The organism is Plantibacter sp. CFBP 13570 (assembly GCF_014841395.1).
GTDB lineage: Bacteria > Actinomycetota > Actinomycetes > Actinomycetales > Microbacteriaceae > Plantibacter > Plantibacter auratus.
In genome coordinates, this window is sequence record NZ_JACYTW010000017.1 from 24,681 (window position 1) to 46,687 (window position 22,007).

20 protein-coding genes are annotated in these 22,007 nt (G+C 69.5%); 13 read left to right on the plus strand and 7 right to left on the minus strand.

The features are described 5' to 3' along the window. Positions 1–32: 32 nt before the first annotated feature. Positions 33–929 (plus strand): glycine betaine ABC transporter substrate-binding protein, encoded by an 897-nt coding sequence (locus IFT89_RS08065; RefSeq protein ID WP_079705563.1) that lies wholly within the window; start codon positions 33–35, stop codon positions 927–929. Positions 930–991: 62 nt separating this feature from the next. On the opposite strand, the gene IFT89_RS08070 is transcribed toward IFT89_RS08065, so the two are convergent. Next, a complete protein-coding gene (locus IFT89_RS08070) occupies positions 992–2,188 on the minus strand; it encodes an aminotransferase class I/II-fold pyridoxal phosphate-dependent enzyme (RefSeq protein WP_192018185.1) in 1,197 nt (398 codons plus the stop codon). A 158-nt stretch (positions 2,189–2,346) separates the two neighbouring features. Here IFT89_RS08070 and IFT89_RS08075 point away from each other — a divergent pair, with 158 nt between their 5' ends. The 6 genes from IFT89_RS08075 (at position 2,347) to IFT89_RS08100 (ending at position 9,535) form a co-directional block, all read left to right on the plus strand. Next, complete coding sequence (locus IFT89_RS08075) at positions 2,347–4,008, plus strand: S1C family serine protease (RefSeq protein ID WP_202938697.1); 1,662 nt, start codon at positions 2,347–2,349, stop codon at positions 4,006–4,008. A gap of 121 nt (positions 4,009–4,129) precedes the next feature. After that, positions 4,130–5,197, plus strand: a complete 1,068-nt coding sequence (locus tag IFT89_RS08080) for a glycosyltransferase family 2 protein (RefSeq protein WP_202938698.1) — start codon at positions 4,130–4,132, stop codon at positions 5,195–5,197. After that, positions 5,198–6,025, plus strand: coding sequence for a CDP-alcohol phosphatidyltransferase family protein (locus tag IFT89_RS08085; RefSeq protein ID WP_137241940.1), 828 nt, complete (start codon positions 5,198–5,200; stop codon positions 6,023–6,025). Beyond that, positions 6,025–6,909, plus strand: coding sequence for a glycosyltransferase family 2 protein (locus tag IFT89_RS08090; RefSeq protein ID WP_194644380.1), 885 nt, complete (start codon positions 6,025–6,027; stop codon positions 6,907–6,909). Before IFT89_RS08085 ends, IFT89_RS08090 begins: the two co-directional genes overlap by 1 nt. A gap of 68 nt (positions 6,910–6,977) precedes the next feature. Further along, a complete protein-coding gene (locus IFT89_RS08095) occupies positions 6,978–8,273 on the plus strand; it encodes a CDP-glycerol glycerophosphotransferase family protein (protein ID WP_137241938.1) in 1,296 nt (431 codons plus the stop codon). A 53-nt stretch (positions 8,274–8,326) separates the two neighbouring features. Continuing rightward, complete coding sequence (locus tag IFT89_RS08100) at positions 8,327–9,535, plus strand: acyltransferase family protein (protein ID WP_137241937.1); 1,209 nt, start codon at positions 8,327–8,329, stop codon at positions 9,533–9,535. On the opposite strand, the gene IFT89_RS20755 is transcribed toward IFT89_RS08100, so the two are convergent. The 5 genes from IFT89_RS20755 to IFT89_RS08125 form a co-directional block, all read right to left on the minus strand. Further along, a complete protein-coding gene (locus IFT89_RS20755; RefSeq protein WP_202938699.1) occupies positions 9,456–10,931 on the minus strand; it encodes a glycosyltransferase in 1,476 nt (491 codons plus the stop codon). The two genes, IFT89_RS08100 and IFT89_RS20755, sit on opposite strands and share 80 nt — an antisense overlap. Before the next feature lie 84 nt (positions 10,932–11,015). Beyond that, a complete protein-coding gene (locus IFT89_RS08110; RefSeq protein WP_202938700.1) occupies positions 11,016–11,897 on the minus strand; it encodes a hypothetical protein in 882 nt (293 codons plus the stop codon). A gap of 74 nt (positions 11,898–11,971) precedes the next feature. Further along, complete coding sequence (locus tag IFT89_RS08115; RefSeq protein WP_137241935.1) at positions 11,972–12,730, minus strand: ABC transporter ATP-binding protein; 759 nt, start codon at positions 12,728–12,730, stop codon at positions 11,972–11,974. After that, entirely contained in the window at positions 12,730–13,497 is a 768-nt protein-coding gene (locus IFT89_RS08120; RefSeq protein WP_085510553.1) for an ABC transporter permease, read from the minus strand. The genes IFT89_RS08115 and IFT89_RS08120 overlap by 1 nt, the downstream gene beginning before the upstream one ends. Before the next feature lie 117 nt (positions 13,498–13,614). After that, positions 13,615–14,307 carry a phosphocholine cytidylyltransferase family protein gene (locus IFT89_RS08125; protein WP_202938701.1) on the minus strand — a complete coding sequence of 231 codons (693 nt, stop codon included), beginning with the start codon at positions 14,305–14,307 and terminating at the stop codon, positions 13,615–13,617. Between the two features lie 271 nt (positions 14,308–14,578). On the opposite strand from IFT89_RS08125, the gene IFT89_RS20020 reads away from it, so the two are divergent. From IFT89_RS20020 to IFT89_RS08140, 3 genes are all read left to right on the plus strand, one after another. After that, positions 14,579–16,363 (plus strand): ATP-binding cassette domain-containing protein, encoded by a 1,785-nt coding sequence (locus IFT89_RS20020; RefSeq protein WP_307783476.1) that lies wholly within the window; start codon positions 14,579–14,581, stop codon positions 16,361–16,363. Further along, complete coding sequence (locus tag IFT89_RS08135) at positions 16,339–17,910, plus strand: hypothetical protein (RefSeq protein ID WP_137241934.1); 1,572 nt, start codon at positions 16,339–16,341, stop codon at positions 17,908–17,910. The genes IFT89_RS20020 and IFT89_RS08135 overlap by 25 nt, the downstream gene beginning before the upstream one ends. Positions 17,911–18,005: 95 nt before the next feature. Beyond that, the gene (locus IFT89_RS08140) at positions 18,006–18,281 is read left to right on the plus strand and encodes a DUF3039 domain-containing protein (RefSeq protein WP_064296346.1); all 276 of its coding nucleotides are present in this window, start codon (positions 18,006–18,008) and stop codon (positions 18,279–18,281) included. Positions 18,282–18,324: 43 nt separating this feature from the next. Here IFT89_RS08140 and IFT89_RS08145 read toward each other — a convergent pair whose 3' ends face one another. Beyond that, the gene (locus IFT89_RS08145) at positions 18,325–19,653 is read right to left on the minus strand and encodes a nicotinate phosphoribosyltransferase (RefSeq protein ID WP_202938702.1); all 1,329 of its coding nucleotides are present in this window, start codon (positions 19,651–19,653) and stop codon (positions 18,325–18,327) included. A gap of 87 nt (positions 19,654–19,740) precedes the next feature. Here IFT89_RS08145 and murI point away from each other — a divergent pair, with 87 nt between their 5' ends. Genes murI through rdgB form a run of 3 tightly spaced genes read left to right on the plus strand, consistent with a single transcriptional unit; the run spans position 19,741 to position 21,948 of the window. Further along, positions 19,741–20,586 carry a glutamate racemase gene (gene murI, locus IFT89_RS08150; RefSeq protein WP_071260977.1) on the plus strand — a complete coding sequence of 282 codons (846 nt, stop codon included), beginning with the start codon at positions 19,741–19,743 and terminating at the stop codon, positions 20,584–20,586. Beyond that, positions 20,579–21,313, plus strand: coding sequence for a ribonuclease PH (gene rph / locus IFT89_RS08155; RefSeq protein ID WP_064296204.1), 735 nt, complete (start codon positions 20,579–20,581; stop codon positions 21,311–21,313). Before murI ends, rph begins: the two co-directional genes overlap by 8 nt. Beyond that, positions 21,313–21,948: an RdgB/HAM1 family non-canonical purine NTP pyrophosphatase gene (gene rdgB, locus IFT89_RS08160; RefSeq protein ID WP_202938703.1), complete on the plus strand. Its 636-nt coding sequence runs from the start codon at positions 21,313–21,315 to the stop codon at positions 21,946–21,948. The genes rph and rdgB overlap by 1 nt, the downstream gene beginning before the upstream one ends. Positions 21,949–22,007: the final 59 nt, after the last annotated feature.

Sequence of the window (22,007 nt, forward strand, 5' to 3'; positions counted from 1 at the left end):
CGCGTCACGCGGGACGAAAGGAATCATCGAACATGCAGTACCGCACCAAGATCGCAACCACCATCGCAGCGGGGGCGGCGGCGACGCTCGCCATCTCCGGCTGCTCCGCGGGCGCCTCGGACGAGACGCTCGAGAACGGCGACAAGCAGGCGGTGACCATCGCCGTGTTCAGCGGCTGGGACGAGGGCATCGCGGCCTCCGAGCTGTGGAAGGCCGTGCTCGAGGAGCAGGGCTACGACGTCACCCTCGAGGAGGCGGAGCCCGCCCCGGTGTTCTCCGGCCTCAGCACCGGTGACTACGACCTGACGCTCGACGTCTGGCTGCCGACCACGCACGCGAGCTACATCGAGAAGTTCGGTGACGACGTCGTCGACCTCGGCGCCTGGAACACCGACGCCAAGCTCACGATCGCCGTCAACGAGGACGCCCCTGTCGACTCGCTCGAGGACCTCGCGGCCAACGCGGACCTCTTCGACAGTCGCCTCGTCGGCATCGACCCCGGTGCCGGACTGACCGAGGCCACCCAGGACAAGGTCATCCCCGAGTACGGCCTCGACGACTGGGAGTTCCTGACCTCGGGCACTCCTGCCATGCTCTCGGAGCTGAAGGCCGCGACCGACGCCGGCGAGAACATCGCCGTCACGCTGTGGCGTCCGCACTGGGCCTACGACGCGTTCCCGATCAAGGACCTCGAGGACCCGAAGGGCGCCCTCGGAGATGCCGAAGGCATCCACAGCTTCGGCAAGGCCGACTTCGCGGACGAGTACCCGACGCTCGCCGGGTGGCTGAAGGACTTCGACTTCGACTCGGAGCGACTGTTCTCGCTCGAGAACGCGATGTTCAACGAGGGTGACTCGAAGGACTACGCGCCCGTCGTCAAGCAGTGGATCAGCGACAACCAGGAGTACGTGGACTCGCTCACCAAGTAGCGGATCGATGAGACGACGGGCACCGGAGCGATCCGGTGCCCGTCGTCTTGTGCATCAGGGCGTCAGCCGCGGAGTCGGGCGAGGCCGTCGACGGCCCGCTCCAGCACCTCGACGCGCTTGCAGAACGCGAACCGGACCAGTGACGCGTAGTCCGGGTCGTGCCGGTCGAGGCAGAACGCCGACATCGGCACCGCCACGACACCGGCGAGCTCGGGCAGTGCCCGGCAGAACGCTGCAGCATCGTCGAAGCCCAACGGGGTCGCATCGGCCACGATGAAGTAGGTACCGTCCGGTCGGAAGGTGTCGAAACCGGCGGCGGAGAGGCCCGCGCTCAGGAGGTCCCGTTTGCCGCGCAGGCCGTCGGCGATGGCCGTGAATGCGGCGTCGGGCAGTCGGAGTCCGGTCGCCATCGCCGGCTGGAACGGTGCGCCGTTGACGTAGCTGAGGTATTGCTTGACCGTCGTGACGGCCGTGACGAGTTCGCGGGGTCCGCTCAACCAGCCGATCTTCCAGCCGGTCGTGCTGAAGGTCTTGCCACCGGACGAGATCGTGAGTGTGCGTCCGGCGGCACCCGGCAGGGTCGCGATGGGGACGTGCCGGACGTCGAAGGTCAGGTGCTCGTAGACCTCGTCGGTCACGATGATCGCATCGTGGCGCTCCGCCAACTCGGCGATCAGGTCGAGCGTCGCGCGGTCGAGGACGGTGCCGGTCGGGTTGTGCGGGGTGTTGACCAGGATGACCCTGGTCCGGTCGGTGACGGCGGCGCGGAGCTCGTCCGGGTCCGGCTGGAAGTCGGGTGCGCGCAGCTTGACCGTCCGGTGCCGGCCACCGGCGAGGGCGATGAGTCCGCCGTACGCGTCATAGAACGGCTCGAAGGTCACGACCTCGTCGCCGTGCTCGACGAGGGCGAGGAGGGTCGCGGCGAGCGCCTCGGTCGCTCCGGCGGTGACGAGCACCTCTCCCTGCGGGTCGGGCTGGAGACCGTAGAACCGTCGCTGGTGCTCGCTGATCGCGGTGCGGAGGTCCAGGGTGCCCGGGCCGGGCGGGTACTGGTTCTCGCCGCGCTCGATGGCCGCGACCGCCTCGGCGAGGACCGCCTCGGGCCCATCCTCGTCGGGGAACCCCTGGCCGAGGTTGACGGCTCCGGTCTGCAGCGCGAGCGCGCTCATCTCCGCGAAGATCGTCGACGAGACGTGTCCGTCCTCGTCGACGAGGCCGGCGCCTTCGGCAGTGCGCCGCCAGGGTCCGTCAACCACCATGTCGATCTCCCTCCGTGGCCGCGGGCGCGGGCCGCTCCCAATCTAGGACACCGTGCGCAGGTCCTTGCGGCGAAGCCCTAGCCGGCGCACAGCGGGCGCGAATGAAACACTCAGCTCAGCACGGGAAGCTGACTGCGCTTGGAAGGAGCAGAATCGCCATGACCGACACCGCAGACGGACAGCAGCCCGCCGAACACCCCCAGTCCACCCCGAACGGTGAGACCGCGCCGCAGTCCGCACCCGCTGAGCAGGCGGGCGGCACAGTGCCTCCCGCGGGCGAGGCACGGCCGTCGACCTCAGGAGCGTACTTCCCGCCCCCGACCGCGATGCCACCGGCCGCACCGCCCGCCGGTCAGCCGACGCAGCAGCCCTACGGCGCGGCCCAGCAGGGCTCGCCGTACCAGCAGGCGCCGCAGCAGCCGTCCGCAGCCTTCGCCCGTCAGCAGCAGCCGAACCCGTACGCCGCCTACCAGCAGCCCACCGGTCAGCAGCCCACGGCCCAGCCGCAGCCCGGTCAGCAGCACGGTCCCTACGGTGCGTCTCCGTACGCCCAGCAGCCGACCGGGCAGCACCCTGGCGTCCCGACGCCACCGGCAGCGCGGACGAAGAAGACCAACCGCCCGCTCGCGGGCATGGTCGCGATGCTCGCCGTCGGCGCCCTCATCGGAGGAGCGTCCGGCGCCGGGGCGACGCTCTGGGTCACGAACGCGACGAAGTCGAGTGTCTCGAGCAACGAGGCGGGTTCGAAGGCGTTCACCATCAACGACGACGCCGACGTCAGCCTGACCACGGCCATCGCCGCCACGGCCGGGCCGAGCGTCGTGACCCTCTCGGTCCAGGGCGGGCAGAGCGCCGGCACCGGGTCGGGGATCATCCTCAGCAAGGACGGTTACGTCCTGACGAACACGCACGTGGTCACCCTGGACGGCCAGGTCGCCGACCCGACCATCCGGGTCACCGATGCGAACGGCAAGCTCTACAACGCCAAGATCGTCGGCACGGACCCGATCTACGACCTCGCGGTCATCAAGCTCGAGGACGCCTCGGGTCTCAGCCCGATGGAGTTCGCGAACTCCGACAAGCTCAACGTCGGCGAGACGGCCGTCGCGATCGGTGCGCCGCTCGGACTGGCGGGGACCGTCACCGACGGCATCGTCAGCGCCCTCAACCGGAGCATCACCGTCGCCTCCTCCGCCGTTCCGGACTCCGGATCGAGCGACGACGGCGGGTCCGGCGACTCGAACGGCGACAACCAGAGCCCGTGGAACTTCGACGTGCCGGGGCAGACCACCCCGACCGCGCCGACCTCCTCGATCTCCATCGCGGTCATCCAGACCGACGCGGCGATCAACCCCGGCAACTCGGGTGGCGCGCTCGTCGACGGCACCGGCAAGCTCATCGGTGTCAACGTCGCGATCGCGAGCGCCGGAAGCACCGACTCGTCGTCGCAGAGCGGCAGCATCGGTGTCGGCTTCGCCATCCCGGCGAACATCGCCAAGCGCGTCTCTGACGAGATCATCAAGACGGGCAAGGCGACCCACGGCCTGCTCGGCGCGACCGTGAAGGACGCCTCGAGCGACGCCAAGAGCACGGTCGCCGGCGCGCTCATCGACAAGGTCACCGACAACGGCGCCGCGCAGGCCGCGGGTCTGAAGTCCGGGGACATCGTCACCGAGTTCAACGGCGTCCCGGTCACGGGTGCGAACGACCTCACCGCTCAGGTGCGGGCGCTCGCGGCCGGGGCGACGGCGAAGCTCACCTTCACCCGCGGCAACGACGCGCAGACCGCCGAGGTCACGCTCGGCGAGCTCGCGCTCTGACACCCGGGGCGTCATGCCCCGGAGGACGCCCGCACGGCCTCCGTGCGGGCGTCCTCCGCGTCCGGGCCACCCCGACGACCGGCTGCTAGGCTCGATCGAACGAAACACGGAGTGAACCCCCATGTCGAACGACACAGGCCAGGCCGACGCACCGTCGTCGCCCGGAGTCTCCTACGTGATGCCGGTGTTGAACGACGTCCGACACGTCCGCGCAGCCGTCGACAGCCTCCTGGCGCAGGACTACGCCGGCGACGTGGAGATCACGATCGCCGTCGGGCCGAGCATCGACGGCACGACCGAGCTCGTCCGAGAGCTCCAGGCGGCCGACCCGCGCATCCACGTGCTGGAGAACCGTGTCGGGTCGACCCCGGCCGGGCTCAACCTGGCGATCGCCGCGTCGACGCATCCGATCGTCATCCGGGTCGACGCCCACTCGGAGCTGCCCGACGACTACGCGCGACTCGCGGTCGAGACCATGCTCCGCACGGGGGCGCAGAACGTGGGCGGCATCATGGACGCCCAGGGGCGCACGAGCTTCGAGACGGCGGTGGCGCGGGCGTACGGCTCGCGCGTCGGGCTCGGTGGCACGCCCCACCACGTCGGTGGTCGAGAGGGGCCTGCCGACACCGTCTACCTCGGCGTCTTCGACCGCGAGATGCTCATGCGGGTGGGCATGTTCGACGAGCGCATCAAACGCGGACAGGACTGGGAGCTCAACCGCCGGATCAAGCAGGCCGGCGGCCTCGTCTGGTTCACGCCCGCATTGCGCGTCGTCTACCGCCCGCGTGCGAGCATGCGCGCCCTGGCGCGACAGTTCTTCTCCACCGGGCTCTGGCGCGGCGAGCTCAGCCGGAGCTTCCCCACCCGCGGCACGCTCCGCTACTTCGCGCCGCCGGTCCTGGTGCTCGGCATCGTGCTCGGCACACTGCTCGGGCTCGGAGGCCTGGTCCAGCTGGGTGCGGGAGCGACGCCGTGGCTGCTCATCGGGTTCGCGGCCCCCATCGCCTACGCGGCCATCGTGCTGCTCGCGAGCATCGTCGTCACCGGGCGGGACGGGGTACGCACAAGCCTCTGGATGCTCGTCGTCCTGCCGTGCATCCACTTCTGCTGGGGCACGGGGTTCGTGCTCGGCTACGGCTCGCTCGCGAAGGGCATCTCCGCGCTGCGTAATCCACCGAAGGCGGTCTAGATGTCGGATCCCAGCACGGCCGGAACCGGTCCGAGGCTCACGCCCCCGCGGACGATCGCCGAACTCCGTGCCGTGGCACAACCGCCGGAGGTCCGCGCGCGGAAGAACGCCGAGCACTGGACCGCCGACCTCTACCTGCGAGACCTGTCGCCGTACGTCACGTGGTTGCTGCTCCGGACGAGCATCAGTGCGAACGGCGTGACGGGTCTGATGATCCTGACCGGCTGGGCGACCGCCGCCGCGCTCCTCATCCCCGGATTCGGCGGTGCGTCCCTCGCACTCGTGCTCGGCCAGACGCAGATGCTCGTCGACTGCTGCGACGGTGAGGTCGCGCGCTGGCGGCGGACGTCGAGTCCGGCCGGTGCGTTCCTGGACTCCGTCGGCCACTACTCCACCGAGTCGCTCATCGCGATCGCGCTCGGCATCCGTGCCGCCGCGTGGCCGGTGAACGCGCCCGAAGACCTCGTCTGGATCACCCTCGGATTCGCACTCGCGCTGTTCGTCGTGCTCAACAAGGCGCTGAACGACATGGTGCGGGTCGCCCGCGCCGGGTTCGGGGCGCCGAAACTCACGTACTCGACCGAAGAGTCGGCGCCGCGCGGGGGACTGCTCGCGACGGCGCGGACGGTGGCGCGGTTCCTCCCGTTCCACCGGCTCTTCCACTCGGTCGAACTCACCATGGTGATCTTCGCCGCTTCCGTGGTCGGCCTGTTCGTCGGCGACGTCGAGGCGATGCGCTGGGTGCTCGCGATCCTCGTACCGCTCGCACTCCTGACGCTCGTCGGGCATTTCATCGCGATCGTCTCGTCGAAACGGCTCCACGCGTGATGTCCGGCCCGATCCCGGTCACGCGCTCCGTCGGCGTCGTGGTCTTGACGCAGGGGACCCGCCCGGTCGAACTCACCGCAGCCGTGGAGAGCGTGCTCGCCCAGCAAGCGGTGGAGCTCGACGTGGTCGTGGTCGGCAACGGCTGGCAGCCGACCGGACTTCCGGACGGCGCTCGAGGCCTGGCCCTGTCGGAGAACCTCGGGATCCCCGCCGGACGCAACCGTGGTGCCGACGCCGTGCAGGGGGAGTTCGTCTTCTTCCTCGACGACGACGCGACCATCCCGTCCACCACGTTCCTCCGCGACGCCATCGCGATGCTCGACGCGGACCGCTCCATCGGCCTCATCCAGCCCCGGCTCGCCGACGCGGACGGTGCAGCGACGCCGTCCCGCTGGGTGCCGCGCACTCGCGACAAGGACCCCAGGCATTCGAGCGCCGTGTTCTCCTGCCTCGAAGCGGCCGTCCTGCTGCCGCGGTCGGTGTTCGACGCCGTCGGTGGATGGGCAGACCCGTTCTTCTACGCGCATGAGGGCATCGAGCTCGCCTGGCGGGTCTGGGACCAGGGGAGGCGAGCCTGGTACGAGGCGTCCCTCGAAGCGAACCACCCGGTGACCGAACCGACGAGGCATACCGCCTACTACCGGCTCAACGCGCGGAACCGGGTCTGGCTCGCGCGGCGGAACCTCCCCGTGCCGCTCATCCCGCTGTACGTGGGCTCCTGGACCGCGATCCAGGTGATCCGGTGGTGGCGGAAGCCGGAGGCCCTCCGCCCCTGGTTCGGTGGCTGGCGCGAGGGCTGGCGGACGGACCCCGGCGAACGTCGCCCACTGCGCTGGCGGACGGTCTGGCGGATGACGCGCGCAGGACGACCTCCCGTCATCTGAGCGGCGGGCACCCGTCGTGATCCCACCGTGACCTGGCGTCGTTACGCTTGACGGATGCTGGAGCTGACATGGGACTGATCAGAGACGGTCGTCGTGCCATCACCCTCGCCAAGGACCTGCTCGCCAACCGTCGGGCCAGAGCCGTCCTCGCGGCGCAGATGCAGGCGGCTCCCGTGATCGAGCCGGGGCGCTACAAGGTGGCCGTGTACTTCGCAGACGGTGCCGTCAACATGTACCAGATCCGACAGTGGTACCGGCCGCTCGCCGAACTGTCCAAGCAGTGGCCCGTCCTCATCCTCAGCCGCGGTGCGACGGCTGCGGCGAAGCTGTTCGAGGAGTCGCCGATCCCGACGGCCTACGTCCGGACGGTCGTCGCCCTCGAGCGCACGCTGGCCGAACAGGACATCCGCGTCGTGCTGTACGTCAACCAGAACGCGAAGAACTTCCAGATGTTCCGCTACGGCTCCCGCTGGCACGTCTTCGTCAACCATGGCGAGAGCGACAAGATGTACATGACGACGAACCAGTTCAAGGCCTACGACTACAGCCTCATCGCCGGCCAGGCGGCGAGGAACCGGCTGGAGCGGGTGCTCTGGGACTACGACTTCGACAAGCGCGCGATCATGATCGGCCGCCCGCAGGCCGACCACTATTCGGGCGAGCTGCCCTACACGCCCGATGAGCGGACCGTCGTCCTGTACGCGCCCACCTGGGAGGGCGACCGCGCGGCTGCGGCGTACGGCTCGATCGCGAGCCACGGCGTCGCCCTCGTCCGAGCACTCATCGCGACCGGGCGGCACCGCGTCGTGTACCGCCCGCACCCGAGGAGCGGTGTCGTCGATCCGGCCTACGCGACTGCGAACCGCGAGATCATGGCCGCGCTCCAGGAGGCGAACCGTGCGGACGCCTCGGCCCAGCACGTCGTCGACACGGGTGCCGACCTCGGCTGGCAGCTGGCGGCTGCGGACGCGGCGATCGTCGACATCTCCGCGATGGTCTACGACCGCCTCGCGAGCGGGAAGCCGCTCATGATCACCCGCCCGGTGAACCCGGAGGCGGAGATCGACACCGGAGGGTACCTCTCGGCGTGCGAGTGGCTCGATGCATCGGACGCAGCGGACATCGTCGACGGCGTCGACCGACTCCTCGGTGATCCCGAGACGGTCGCTCGACTGCAGCACTGGGTCGAGTACTACTTCGGCGACACGACGCCCGGGGTGACGACGGCGAGGTTCCACAGCGCCATCGAACATCTGATGTCGGAATGGGAACGGTTCGCCCTCGCGCACGCCGACGGCCGGCCGGAGCTCGACGAGCATGAGGACGACGAAGACGAGGATGACGACGACAGAGGACGCGCCTGACGCGCCCTGAGCCGTTGAGTCCGCGCCCAGGAGAACCGCGTAGGGTCGGGCAGGTGAATCCGTCCTCCGGGCGACTGGCCTCCCTCGACGGAGTCCGTGGCGTCGCCAGCGTCGTCGTGGTGCTCTACCACGTGTCGTTGCTCGCACGACCCTTCGCGACGGGCCGGATCTCGGAGCCCGCCTGGGACATCGCGACCGAGACACCGCTGAAGCTGCTCTTCGCCGGCACCGAGGCGGTGCAGGTGTTCTTCGTCCTGAGTGGTCTCGTCGTCGCGCTCCCGCTGTTGCGAGGCGGCGCGAGCTGGCCGGGGTTCTTCGCCGCGCGGTTCGTGCGGCTCTACCTCCCCGTGTGGGGATCGCTGCTGTTCGCCGCCGCGCTCATCCTGCTCATCCCGAGGGACCCGGCGTCGGTGACCACCGGTGAGTGGATCGCGAACGCGAACGCGACGAGTGTCGACCCGCTGCACCTCCTGACGGAGGCCACCCTGACACCGGCGAGTTACACCCTGGTGAACACCCTGTGGTCGCTGCGCTGGGAGCTGATCTTCACGCTCCTCCTCCCGATCGCCGTCCTGCTCGCTCGGTTGCTGCGCCGCTGGGCGTGGCCGGTCGCTGCGCTGATGTCCGTGATCATGGTGCTCGGACGGGTCGCGGGACTGGACGCCGCCGTGTACCTGCCGGCGTTCTTCATCGGTACGCTGATCGCCGTCCGGCTCGACGACCTCCGCGCCTGGGCTGCGGATCGGTCCCGCCCGCTGCAGTGGGCGATGCTGACGGCCGGCTCCGCACTCCTGCTCGTCGCGAGCTGGCTCTCCCGACCGTTCGTCGAGTCCTCCTCCACGCTGGGTCAGGCGCTCTGGGGTCTGTCGGGCGTGGGAGCGGCCGGCCTCATCGTCGTCGCCATCGGAAGCCCGTTCGCCCGGCGGCTCCTCGAGACTCCGCCCGTCCTCTGGCTCGGCAAGGTGTCGTTCAGCCTGTACCTCGTGCACGCCCCGATCCTGGCCACGCTCGCCTTCATGTTCGGCGACGAGCGCTGGTGGCTGGTCGGCATCGTGGGCGTGCCACTCAGCCTGCTGATCGCCGCCGGGTTCTTCCAGCTCGTCGAGCGTCCGTCCCATGGCCTGGCGCGCCGCGTCGGCCGAGGGGTGCAGACGGGGGTCGCGGCGGTGCGCTCCCGGATGCTCAGCCGACGCGAGGGACGAGCGCGTTCCGCTTCTTCCGACGAGCGGCCGCGTGCAACTCCTGAGCCCACCGACGGGTGACGGCTTCGTCGTCGTACTGCTCCGCGGTCGTTCTGGCGTTGCGACGCATCGCGTCGACCTCGGCTTCAGGAAGGGCGAGCAGGCGCTCGATGGCGGCCGACACGACGGCCGGTTCCGCGGACGGCACGAGGAACCCGTTCCAACCGTCGCGGACGATGTCGGCCGGCCCGTACGGCACGTCGACCACGATGGGAAGACACCCGGCTGCCATCGCCTCGATGAGCACGAGCGGGAAGCCCTCCGAGGTCGAGGTCATGACGAGGAACGAACCCGAGCCGAGCTGCTGCCGGGCGGAGCGGTCGTAGCCGTGGAGGACGACACGGTGCTCCGGGTCTTCGGCGATGAGGAGCGACTGCAGTTCGTCGAGCAGCTCGCCGCCGCCGTAGACGTCGAGCGTCGGGGGAGGCCCGTCCGTGGACGTGGCGGTGAGGACGGCGCGGATCGCGTGCGCCGGCCGCTTGCGAGCCGTGAGCGAGCCGAGGAACATCCCGCGGCTGCGAGGCCGAGGCGCGCGTGCGACCTCCGGGGCGACGAGTTCGCGCGAGTTCGGGATGACACTGAGCGAGGCGTGCTCGCCGAGCATGGTCGTCACGTCCGCGAGCTGTCGATCGCTGAGGAGCGCGACGAGGTCGAAGTCGTCGAGCGCCTCGAACACCGCTCGCCGCGACTCCCGCAGCCGGCCGTGTGGCCGTTCCGTGCCCTGGAGGTGCGAGGCGTGCACGACGTGCGCGGTGACGACGTTGCGCTTCCGGTAGCTCAGGACGAACGGGGCGATGGTCTTGCTGTCGACGATCATCCAGGCCGGCCCGCCTGCGGTGATTGCGTCGAACCAGGCGCGGTACAGCGACCAGATGCGCCCCCAGGAGCGGACTGGACGACCCTGCTCGTCGCAGAGGACGACCGAGCGGCCGCCCTTCACGCCCCGTTCACGCGTGTCGCGGCGGTCGGACAGGAGCAGGGTGCCGTCGGCTCGGTAGACGTCCACCTGCAGGATCTGACCCGAGTCGTCGTGTCGCTCGCGGCTGAGGACGGCGTCACCGCGGCGTCGTTCGCTGCCGACCTCGTCGAGGGGGAGCGGGGTGAACCCGTGGCGCGCCAGGTCGAGGGAACCACCCGGCAGGGGGTTGTCGCGGAGCCAATCCCAGAGGTTGACGACCCGGAGGCCGTCGATCAGGTCTCCGCGCGTGCGCAGCCGCGACTCCAACTCGGGGTAGTCCGGTCGGTGGTCGAAGGTGAGGACGTCGACCGGGGTGTCCGCCAGTCTGATGAACGCGCGGGAGCGCTGGAGCATCGCCTCGGTCATGCCGCCGAAGTCGTCCGACAGGCCCCAGGTCACCGCGAAGTGGCGACCTTCCGGGAACGGCTTCTGGGGGCGGCGCAGGAAGGGAAGTCTCACCCTCCGACGGTACGCGATGGACCTGGAGGGATGCCGCATCCCGGGCGGCCCGGTCGGGAGCGGTCCGCCGCCGGCCTCGAGCGGTCAGGGGCGCTGCTCGGACCCGTCGCCGACGGCCGCATCGCCGCCTGACTCGATGGCCAGGTGCTTCCGGCGGCGGAACACCTGGTCGCGGATCTTCCCGAGGCCGGACCGGCCGGAGACGGCCCGCATCCGCGGTTCGAGGTCGAGCGGGACGACGAAGGGCGCCGGTCCGAACGCCTGGCGGGCAGCACGGACGACCTGTCGGCCGAGCATGTGGTTGCCGATACCGCCGACGGCCGCTCCGACGCCGAAGGGGAGCGCCTTGCCGATGACACCGGCGCTGCCGCTCGCCGCGAAGTGCTTCACGAAGCGCACCCGCAACTGGTCGGCGACGGGGCCCACGATCATCGACGGCAGGCCCTGGGTGATCGTCTGGCCCCAGAACGCCTGCCGCGGGACTCCCTTGCCGGCCGCCTGGGATCCGAAGTTGCGCAGGAGGTCGGTTCCGGCCTTGCCGAGCATCATGGTCATGACGAGCGCGCGGGATCGCATCGGATCCGCCAGGGCGATGCCGTGGACCTCGGTGACCGACTGGGCGAACAGGGCGGTCGCCTCGAGGAAACCCGCCGTCTCGACACCGGAGAGCGCCAGGGTCGTCGCCGTCCCGATCGCCGGGACCACAGCGGTCGCACCGACGGCGGCTCCCGTCGTCGTCACCGTCGTGAGGTACCGGCGTTCCAGGACGCGGATGAGCTGGTCGGCCGTCGCGTTCGGGTACATCCGCCGGATCGAGCGGATGTGCGCCACGACCACCGGTCGCTGGACCCACAGCAACCGGTCGAGCGCCCGCACCCATCCCGGCTCGGGCAGTGTGGGCTGCTGTGCTGCGGTGGTGGGGAACTGGGCGGGACCCGGAACGGGTCCCTGCTGCGGTCCGGTCATGACGACCTCCTCGTGGGCGGGGCGGCCAGTCTACGTCGACCCACTGCGGGTCGACTGACGCTTGCTGGCGGACCTCAGCTGTTGTAGTCGGCGTTGTAACGGTCGAGCACGTCGTCGATCGGGGCGTCGAGCACGAGCGAACCCTTGTCGAGGTAGAGGCCCCTCGTGCAGAACCGCCTGAGGTCCTTCTCGTTGTGCGAGACGAAGAACAGGGTCCGCCCGCCCTCGAGGAGTTCCTCGATGCGCCGGTAGCACTTCTCGCGGAACGCCCGGTCGCCGACGGCGAGGACCTCGTCGACGAGGATGATCGGCTCTTCGAGCTGCGCGATCACCGCGAAGGCGATGCGCACCTTCATCCCGCTCGAGAGGTGCTTGTACGGGGTGTCGATGAAGTCCGCGATCTCGGCGAACGCGATGATGTCGTCGAACCGCCCGTCGATCTCGCGGCGGGACATGCCGTGGAGGCCGGCCGTCAGGTACACGTTGTCGCGGACCGTCAGGTCGTTGACGAAGCCTCCGGTGATTTCGATGAGCGGCGCGACACCCTCGCGGACGCCCACGGTGCCCTCATCGGGGAGGACGACACCGGCGACGAGCTTGAGCAGCGTCGACTTGCCTTGACCGTTCCGACCGACCACGCCGATCGCCTCGCCGGGGGCGACATCGAAGGAGACGTGGCGCAGGGGCCAGAACTCGCCCGGCTTCGAGCGGCGGTCACGTCCGGCGAAGAGGTCCTTGAAACTCCGCCGACCGCCACGGTTGCGCCGGAACCGGATACCTGCGTCGGCGACCGAGATCGCCGGCCGACCGGCGGTCGAGTTGCTTGTGGGCATCAGATCTCCTTCAGCACGGAGCGCTCGCAGCGCTTGAAGACGAGGAGACCGACCGCGAGGATGACGGCCGACATGGCGGCGGACACGCCCACGAGGTGCCAGTTGAGTTCCTGTGGGAAGAACGCGGAACGGTACAGCGCGAAGATGCCGCTGAGCGGGTTGAACGCCGCGAAGGGCTCGATCTTGTCGGGCAGTGCCGTCGTGCTGTAGATGATCGGCGTCGCGTAGAACATGAACCGCAGGACGAGCTTGACGGCTCGCTCGAGATCGCGGAAGAACACGACGAGCGGAGCGACGATCAGGCAGAGCCCGATGGTCAGGACGGCTTGGATGACGATGGCGAGCGGGAACAGCACGATGTCGAGGTTCACCTGGGCACCGCTGAAGATCGCGAATGCCGCGAGGACCGGAAGCGCCGCGAGGAACTCGATGCCCTTCGACAGCACGATCCGGTTCACCCAGATGGTCCGGGGGATCGTCGTCGAACGCACGAGCTTCGCCTCGCGCAGGAAGGCGCGCGTGCTGTCGGACACCGATCCGGTGAACCACATCCACGGCAGCAGGGCGGCGAGGAGGAACACGATGTACGGTTCCTCGCCGACGTCGCGCCGGAACACCTGTGTGAAGACGAACCAGTAGATCCCGCTCATGACGAGGGGGTCGAGGATTGACCACACGTAGCCGAGCGCGCTCGTCGAGTAGCGCACACGCAGGTCTCGGACGGTCAGGATCCAGAGCGCGTGGCGATACCTCGCCGAACGCGACATCCTTGGCCGCGTTTCAGCAGAAGAACTCACGTGACCAACCTTATCGAGGCGACGCAGGAACGCCGCCCGCGACGCTCAGCGTCGGGACGGCGTTCGTGTGTGATGTGGACGGGGCCCTCAGACGAAGAGGTTCGCGCGCTCGAGGTCCTCGGCGAAGTCGACCTCGACCGCGTAGAGGTCGGAGATGTCGACCGGCTCGACGAGCATGCCTTCGCGCTCGATGGCGAGCTCGATGCCGCGCTCGAAGTAGTCCTGGTCGCCGACCTTGGTCAGGTAGCGGTGCAGCATCGTCTTGTCCTGCGAGGAGATGTAGTTGATGCCCACGGCCTCGCCCAGCCCGCCGACGACGGTCTTCGAGAGCTCCTTGATGTAGCCCTCGGCGCTCGTCGTGTACTTGACCTCCTCGTCGGACACCTTGGAGGTGTTGACGGTCACGAAGGAACGGTCCTTGGCGATCATCGCGGCAGCGCGATCGAGGACGGCCGGGTCGAAGACGACGTCGCCGTTCATCCAGAGCACGCCGCCGGCCTGAGACGCGGCGAGGGCGCGCATGAGGCTCTTCGAGGTGTTGGTCTGGTCGTACTGCTCGTTGTAGACGAAGGAGGCGTCGGGGAAGGCCTCGATGATGTGCTCGAGCTTGTAGCCGACGACGATCGTCACCTTGGCGCTCGCTCCGAACGCGTGGCGGATGTTGTCGAACTGCTGCTGCATGATGGTGCGGCCGTCGCTGAGCTCGGTCAGGGGCTTGGGGAGCGAGCGGCCGAGACGGCTGCCCATCCCTGCGGCAAGGATCACTACCTGGGTGGTCACGTTGTTCTCCTCAGTGTGGGTATGGAATCACGCGGTGCCACGATGCTGTGGACGATTCACCGAGGATTAACCAAGACGTGCATTGAAAGACACTCCGTTATGCCAAAATACAGGCTAGCCGCGGTGAACTCCGTCTGTCAGAGGTTCCCAGGGTCCGTTGTCGTTTTGTGATCGACCACCCGGCGTTTACACAGCTTGGGGGAGATGTGTCAACCGTTCATCCTGAGACTCCGCTGTCCGCTGCGGCCGCCGCTGTTGGTAGGTTTGCTTGGTGACTTCCACGACTCCGCCAGATCCCGCTCAGCAGCCCGCGCCTGCCGACGGCACGTCGACGAGTCCGGGCACGCCGAACCCCGCCGACGCCGCTGGTGCACCTGCGCCGACGACCGCTTCCGACGATCAGGGCGCTGCGACGCCGACGGCACCGAAGCGCGCACCCCGCTCGACGACGCCTCGGGCTTCCGGAACGGCGAAGGCCCCGGCGAAGCGGCCGAGCACGCCCCGCACCCGCACCACGTCGGCGAACGAGACCTCGGGCGAGTCCGGGGACGCGACCACGCCGGCGCCCAAGACGACCACGGCACGCTCGACGACCGCTCGGACCTCGACGGCGAAGACCACGGCCACCAAGTCGACGACGGCGCGCACCACCGCCGCGAAGCGCACGCCCGCGAAGTCGGCAGCTACAGCCGGTGGTGCGGAGGGCACTGAGTCGGCCGAGACGACCACCGCCCCGAAGACGCCCAGGTCGACGACGGCGCGCCCCGCAGCCGCGAAGCCGGCGACCAAGGCCGCAGGCGCCAAGACGACCACCGCTCGGACCTCGACGACGAAGTCCACGACGGCCCGGACGCCGGCCAAGCGCACACCGGCGCGCACCAGCGCCGCGAAGCAGACCGAACAGACGGCAGCCGCGATCGCCGGCGTCCTCGACGAGGTCAGCGCACCGGGATCGGTCGACCGGGCGACGACGTCGGCCCCGTCCGAGCAGCCGTCCCCCGAGGTCGCCGACCGGATCGTGGTCGACGAGCCTCGGCCCGACGACACGCAGACCGCGACCCCGGCGAGCGCTTCGTCCACCGCCGAGCAGGCTGCGGACGACACGGCTCCGCAGACGACGCCGGCACCGTCGGCGTCCGTGTCGGTGGTGCCTCCGCAGGAGGAGGTCGTCGCTCCGGCGGCAGCCCCCAAGCGTCCTGTCGGTCGTCCCGCGGCGACCCCGCCGTCCGCCGCCACCTCCTCGCCCGAGGCGACGACGGCGCAGCGCACCGAGGCCGCCGCCGACGACGGTGCCCATCCCGTCGTCCTGTCGATCTCGGGACTCGTCAAGCAGTTCGGCGACACGGTCGCGGTCGACGGCGTCGACCTCGAGGTCCGCCGTGGCTCCTTCTACGGCATCGTCGGGCCCAACGGCGCCGGCAAGACCACCACGCTGTCCATGGTCACGGGTCTCCTCCGTCCCGACGCAGGGTCGATCACCGTCCAGGGCGTCGACGTCTGGCAGGATCCCGCCGAGGCCAAGCGGGCGATCGGTGTGCTGCCCGACCGGCTGCGGCTCTTCGACCGCCTGACCGGCAGCCAGCTCCTGTACTACTCCGGTGTCCTGCGGGGGCTCGACCCCGCGACCGTCAAGTCGCGGACCGCCGATCTGGCTCGTGCCTTCGGTCTCGACGACGCGCTCGGTCGTCTCGTCTCCGACTACTCGGCGGGCATGACGAAGAAGATCGCGCTGGCAGCCGCACTCATCCACTCGCCGCGGCTCCTCATCCTCGACGAGCCGTTCGAGTCGGTCGACCCGGTCTCCGCGGCGAACGTCATCGAGATCCTCCAGCGGTACGTCGCCAACGGCGGAACCGTCGTGCTCTCGAGCCACGGTATGGACTTCATTCAGCGCGTGTGCGATCACGTGGCCATCATCGTGCAGGGCAAGGTGCTGGCCGCCGGGTCCGTCGACGAGGTGCGCGGAACGGGCACGCTCGAGGAGCGGTTCGTCGAGCTCGCCGGGGGCCGCAAGTCGGCAGAGGGAATGGAATGGTTGCACAGCTTCTCCGACTGAAACTGCAGCTGACGCTCAACGCGTTCCGCCGCAGCCCCTGGCGACTGGTCGGGCTCGTCCTCGCGATCGCGGTCGGCGTGTGGATCGTCGTGCTCGCGAGCACCGGTCTCGTCGCGCTGCGCGGTGGCGATCCGGAGGTCACCCGCAACCTGCTCGTGCTGGCCGGATCGGCCGTCGTCCTGGGGTTCATCATCCTTCCGCTCGTCTTCGGTGTCGACGATCAGCTGGATCCTCGGGCGTTCTCGCTCTTCGGGCTGCCCAACCGCACCCTGTCGGCCGGCCTACTCGTGACAGCGCTCGTGTCGGTGCCGTCGCTCGTCCTCGCCGTCCTCGCGGCCTCGTCGGTGGTCACCTGGTCGCGGTCGCCGCTGCCCGCCGTCCTCGCCGTGGTCTCCGCGGTACTCGGCGTGCTGCTCTGCGCGCTCCTGGCCCGGATCGCCACTTCAATCTCCGCGAGCCTCCTTTCGACGCGTCGCGCCAAGGAGGTCATGGGTGTCCTCGGGCTGGTACTCATCATCGCCGTGGCCCCGGCGATCATCGCCCTCACCACCGTGGACTGGCAGCGCGACGGATTCGCCGTCCTCGGCCGGGTCGCTGACATCCTCAGTTGGACCCCGCTCGGCGCCGTCTGGTCGTTCCCCGGTGATGCCGCACTCGGCGGCATCGCGCCGGCGATCGTCAAGCTGCTGCTCACCGCGGCGACCATCGCCCTGCTCTGGTTCGCCTGGCAGGCGTTCGTCGCCCGACTGCTCGTGACGCCGGAGCGCCTCGGGACGGGCCGCGACAGCACCGGTCTGGGCTGGTTCGACCTGCTCCCCGGTTCCCCGTCCGGCGCCATCGCCGCTCGGAGCATGACCTACTGGCTGCGCGACCCGCGGTACCTCGTCTCCCTCGTGATCATCCCGATCGCGCCCTTCATCTTCTTCGTGCCCATGCTCGTCGCCGGCATCCCGATGAACGTCCTCGCTCTCGTCCCACTCCCGGTCGTGTGCTGGTTCCTCGGCTGGCTCCTGCACAACGACCTCGCCTTCGATTCGACCGCGGTCTGGCTGCACGTCGCCTCGGGGGTCCGCGGACGATCGGACCGGATCGGCCGGCTCTTCCCGGTGCTCCTCATCGGCATCCCGCTCATCGCGGTCGGGTCGACGCTGAGCATCCTGTTCTACGGCGACTGGGACGCCCTGCCGTCGATGATCGGCGTGAGCACGTGCCTGTTGTTCAGCGGTGCCGGTATCGCGAGCTTCGTGTCCGCGCGGTTCCCGTACCCGACGTCGCTTCCCGGCGACAGCCCGTTCCAGCAGCCGCAGGTGCCGGGCAGCAGCGGCATGTCCGCGCAGTTCCTGAGCCTGCTCGGTACGGTCCTGCTCACGATTCCCGCCGGCTGGTTGGCCGTGCTCGGGCTCACCGGTGAGCCGAACTGGAACTTCGGGGCTCTCGCGGTCGGTGCGGGCACGGGCATCCTGGTCCTCGTGATCGGGATCTTCGCCGGCGGTCGCGTCTTCGACCGCCGCAGCCCCGAGATCGTCGGCTTCGCCAGCTCGCACTGACCAGCCGCCCGCGACCGGATCCGCCCGCAGGAGACCCGGGTGCCGTCCGGCGGTACCATGGAGCCATGGCGCAGCATGACAGCACGAAGCAGCAGATGAGCACGATCGATCCCGGTGGCACGCCCGACGGTGGGAGCACGGCGATCATGGATCGTGAGCTCGAGGAGTTGATCGAGAGCGAGAACATCGAGCCCGGCGATCACGAGCGCTTCTCGCACTACGTCAAGAAGGAGAAGATCCTCGAATCGGCGTTGAGCGGCAAGCCGGTGAAGGCGCTCTGCGGCAAGAAGTGGACGCCGGGTCGCGACCCCGAGAAGTTCCCGATCTGCCCGGCCTGCAAGGAGATCTACGAGAAGCTCCTCCGCGACTGACGTTGGAGCGCACCGCGACCGACGCTGAGACGCGTCGCCGCGGTCAGCCTTCGAGGTAGACGGTCGGGAGCACGGGGTCGCCGCGGGTGAGGCTGACGGCCCGGGGTGGCAGTTCCCCCACCGCCTGTGCCCGGTGTTCCCTCGCCTGGCGCGTCCCAGCGGCGCCGAGGTACTGCTCGTCCACGAGTCCGCCTTCGACGAGCTGGACCATCAGGGAGCGTTCCGAGGCGGCGTCGGCCGCACCCTCGTGTTCGCCGGCAGGACCGTCGCCGAGGTAGATGCGCTCCTCGCGGGCGACCCCGTGCCGGTCGTAGGCGCGCGCAGCGGTCTTGCGGCCGCCGACGGTCGCCTTCTCGGCCGACTTCTTCGCGACGCTGATCCAGTCGCCCTGGTCGTCACGGTGCGCCACGAGCTTGTAGACCATGCCCATGGCGGGGGATCCGGAGCCGGTGACCACGGAGGTGCCGACGCCGTAGGAGTCGACCGGGGACGCGGCCAAGGCAGCGACGGCGTGCTCGTCGAGGTCGTTGGTGACGGTGATGCGGGTCGACGTGGCGCCGAGCTCGTCGAGGAGGCGGCGGACCTGGTCGACGACGATCGGCAGATCGCCGGAGTCGATGCGCACGGCTCCCAGCTCCGGGCCGGCGAGGCGGACGCCGAGTCGCACGGCCTCCTCGATGTCGTAGGTGTCGACGAGCAGCGTGGTCCCGGCGCCCATCGTGTCGATCTGGGCTCGGAAGGCGTCCTCCTCGGAGTCGTGCAGGAGGGTGAAGGAGTGCGCGGCCGTCCCCATCGTCGGGATGCCCCAGCTGCGTCCGGCCTCGAGGTTCGAGGTGGCGCTGAAGCCGGCGATGTACGCTGCCCGGGCTGCGGCGATGGCCGACCGCTCGCCCGTCCGACGGGAGCCCATCTCGGCCAGGGGGCGGCTGCCCGCCGCTGAGGTCATGCGCGCGGCAGCCGTGGCGACGGCGCTGTCGTAGTTGAACACGCTGAGCGCCAGGGTCTCGAGGATGACGGCTTCGGCGAACGTGCCCTCCACGACCAGGATCGGCGAACCGGGGAAGAAGGCCTCGCCCTCGCGGTAGCCCCAGATCGATCCCGAGAAGCGGTAGTCGGCGAGCCAGTCGAGCGCTGTCGTGCTGACGACGCCCTCTTCGCGCAGCCACTCGAGTTCCGATTCACCGAAGCGGAAGTGCTTGAGCAGTTCGAGGAACCGGCCGGTGCCGGCCACGACGCCGTAGCGGCGGCCGCCGGAGAGGCGTCTGGCGAACAGCTCGAACAGACACTCCCGATCCGCGGTGCCGCGGTGGAGGGCGGCGTCCAGCATCGTGAGTTCGTATCGGTCGGTGAGGAGAGCTGAGGACTCGTGCACCCGTTCAGCCTAGCCGCGAGCGTGCTCGGAACGTGGTGATCGGTCGGTCAGCGACGTCCATCGGCAGGGGCGGTAGGCTGGGTCATCGTGAACGACGCACCCATCGGCATCTTCGACTCCGGCGTCGGTGGACTCACGGTGGCGAGAGCGGTCAGCGACCAGCTCCCCGCCGAGTCCGTGATCTACATCGGCGACACGGCCCACTCGCCCTACGGCCCGAAGCCCATCGCCGACGTGCGGCGCTACTCGCTCGAGGTCCTCGACTCGCTCGTCGACCAGGGCGTGAAGATGCTGGTGATCGCCTGCAACACCGCATCGGCGGCGATGCTCCGCGATGCACGCGAACGCTACTCGGTCCCCGTGGTCGAGGTGATCCAGCCCGCTGTGCGGACCGCGGTCCGGAGCACGAGGAACGGGCGCATCGGCGTCATCGGGACCGAGGGCACGATCAACTCGCGGGCGTATCAGGACCTCTTCGAGGTCAATCCCGAGCTGACGGTGTTCGGCCAGGCCTGCCCTCGCTTCGTGGAGTTCGTGGAGGCCGGCGTCACGACCGGCCCCGACCTCCTCGAGGCCGCGGAGGAGTACCTGGCCCCGCTCCGGCACGCCGGCGTCGACACCGTCGTCCTCGGATGCACCCACTACCCCTTCCTCAAGGGCGCGATCAGCTACGTGATGGGTCCGCAGGTGTCGCTCGTCTCGAGCGACACCGAGACGGCGAACGACGTCTACCGCGTGCTCGTCACCCGTGACCTGCTGCGCGACAGCAGCGAACCTGCCACCCACCGGTACGAGGCGACCGGGAGCAGTGCCGACGACTTCATCGCCCTCGCCAACCGTCTGATGGGCCGGGAGATCTCCACCGTCTCGCTCGTCCAGACCGGCGTCATCGACCTTCCATCCCACCAGTTCGAGGAGCACATCCATGAGTGACATCGCGCGCGCCGACGGCCGCACCAACGACCAGCTGCGTCCCATCACGATCGAGCGCGGCTGGAGCGAGCAGGCCGAGGGTTCGGCACTCATCAGCTTCGGCCGGACGAAGGTGCTCTGCACGGCCTCGTTCACCAATGGCGTGCCGCGCTGGCTGAACGGCAAGGGTCGCGGCTGGGTCACCGCGGAGTACGCGATGCTTCCCCGTTCCACCAACGAGCGGATGGACCGTGAAGCGGTCAAGGGCAAGATCGGCGGTCGTACCCACGAGATCTCGCGACTCATCGGTCGGAGCCTCCGCGCCGTGATCGACACCAAGGCCCTCGGCGAGAACACGATCGTCATCGACTGCGACGTCCTGCAGGCGGACGGTGGCACCCGCACAGCGGCGATCACCGGCGCCTACGTCGCCCTCGCCGACGCGATCGAGTGGGCGCGCGGCAAGAAGTTCATCTCGCAGAAGGCGTCTCCCCTCACCGACAGCGTCTCGGCCGTCTCGGTCGGGATCATCGACGGTGTGCCCATGCTCGACCTCGCCTACGTCGAGGATGTGCGCGCCGAGACCGACATGAACGTCGTCGTCACCGGCGGCGGATCGTTCGTCGAAGTGCAGGGGACGGCCGAGGGCGCCCCGTTCGACCGCCGCGAACTCGACTCCCTGCTCGACCTCGCCGTCGGTGGCGCTGCGTCGCTCAAGGCCATCCAGTTCGAGGCCCTCGGACGCTGATGGTCGTCGAGATCGTCCTCGCGACGCACAACCAGCACAAGGTCGAGGAGTTCCAGCGGCTCGTCAGCCGCGACGTCCCCGGGATCACTGTCCTCGCCTACGACGGCCCGGAGCCCGTCGAGGACGGCACGACCTTCAGCGAGAACGCGTTGATCAAGGCGCGGGTCGCCGCAGCCCACACCGGCTCCATCGCGCTCGCCGACGACTCCGGCATCGGCGTCGAGATCCTGGGTGGATCGCCGGGTATCTTCTCGGCGCGCTGGGCCGGCTCGCAGCACGACTCGACCGCGAATCTCGCCCTCCTCCTCGATCAGCTGCGGGACGTGCACGAGGAGCATCGTGCCGCCTGGTTCGCCTGCCACCTCGCCCTCGTGGTGCCGCCGGGGATCGATGGGACGGAGCCGTTCGAGCACGTCGCCGTCGGCACCTGGCGCGGAGCCCTCGCGACGGAGCCGAGCGGGACCAACGGCTTCGGGTACGACCCGGCGTTCATCCCGGACGGCGAGCGTCGGACGGCGGCGGAGCTGTCACCGGCTGAGAAGAACGAGCTGAGCCACCGCGCACTCGCCTTCCGGGCGCTCGTCCCGGTGCTGCAGCGGCTCGTGCCCGAGGGGCCCGCGTCGACCGCCAGCTGAGCATGATACTCAGGACCATTCCTATCTCGGCATAAACCCTTCCGCGGGCGCTGGGAAGC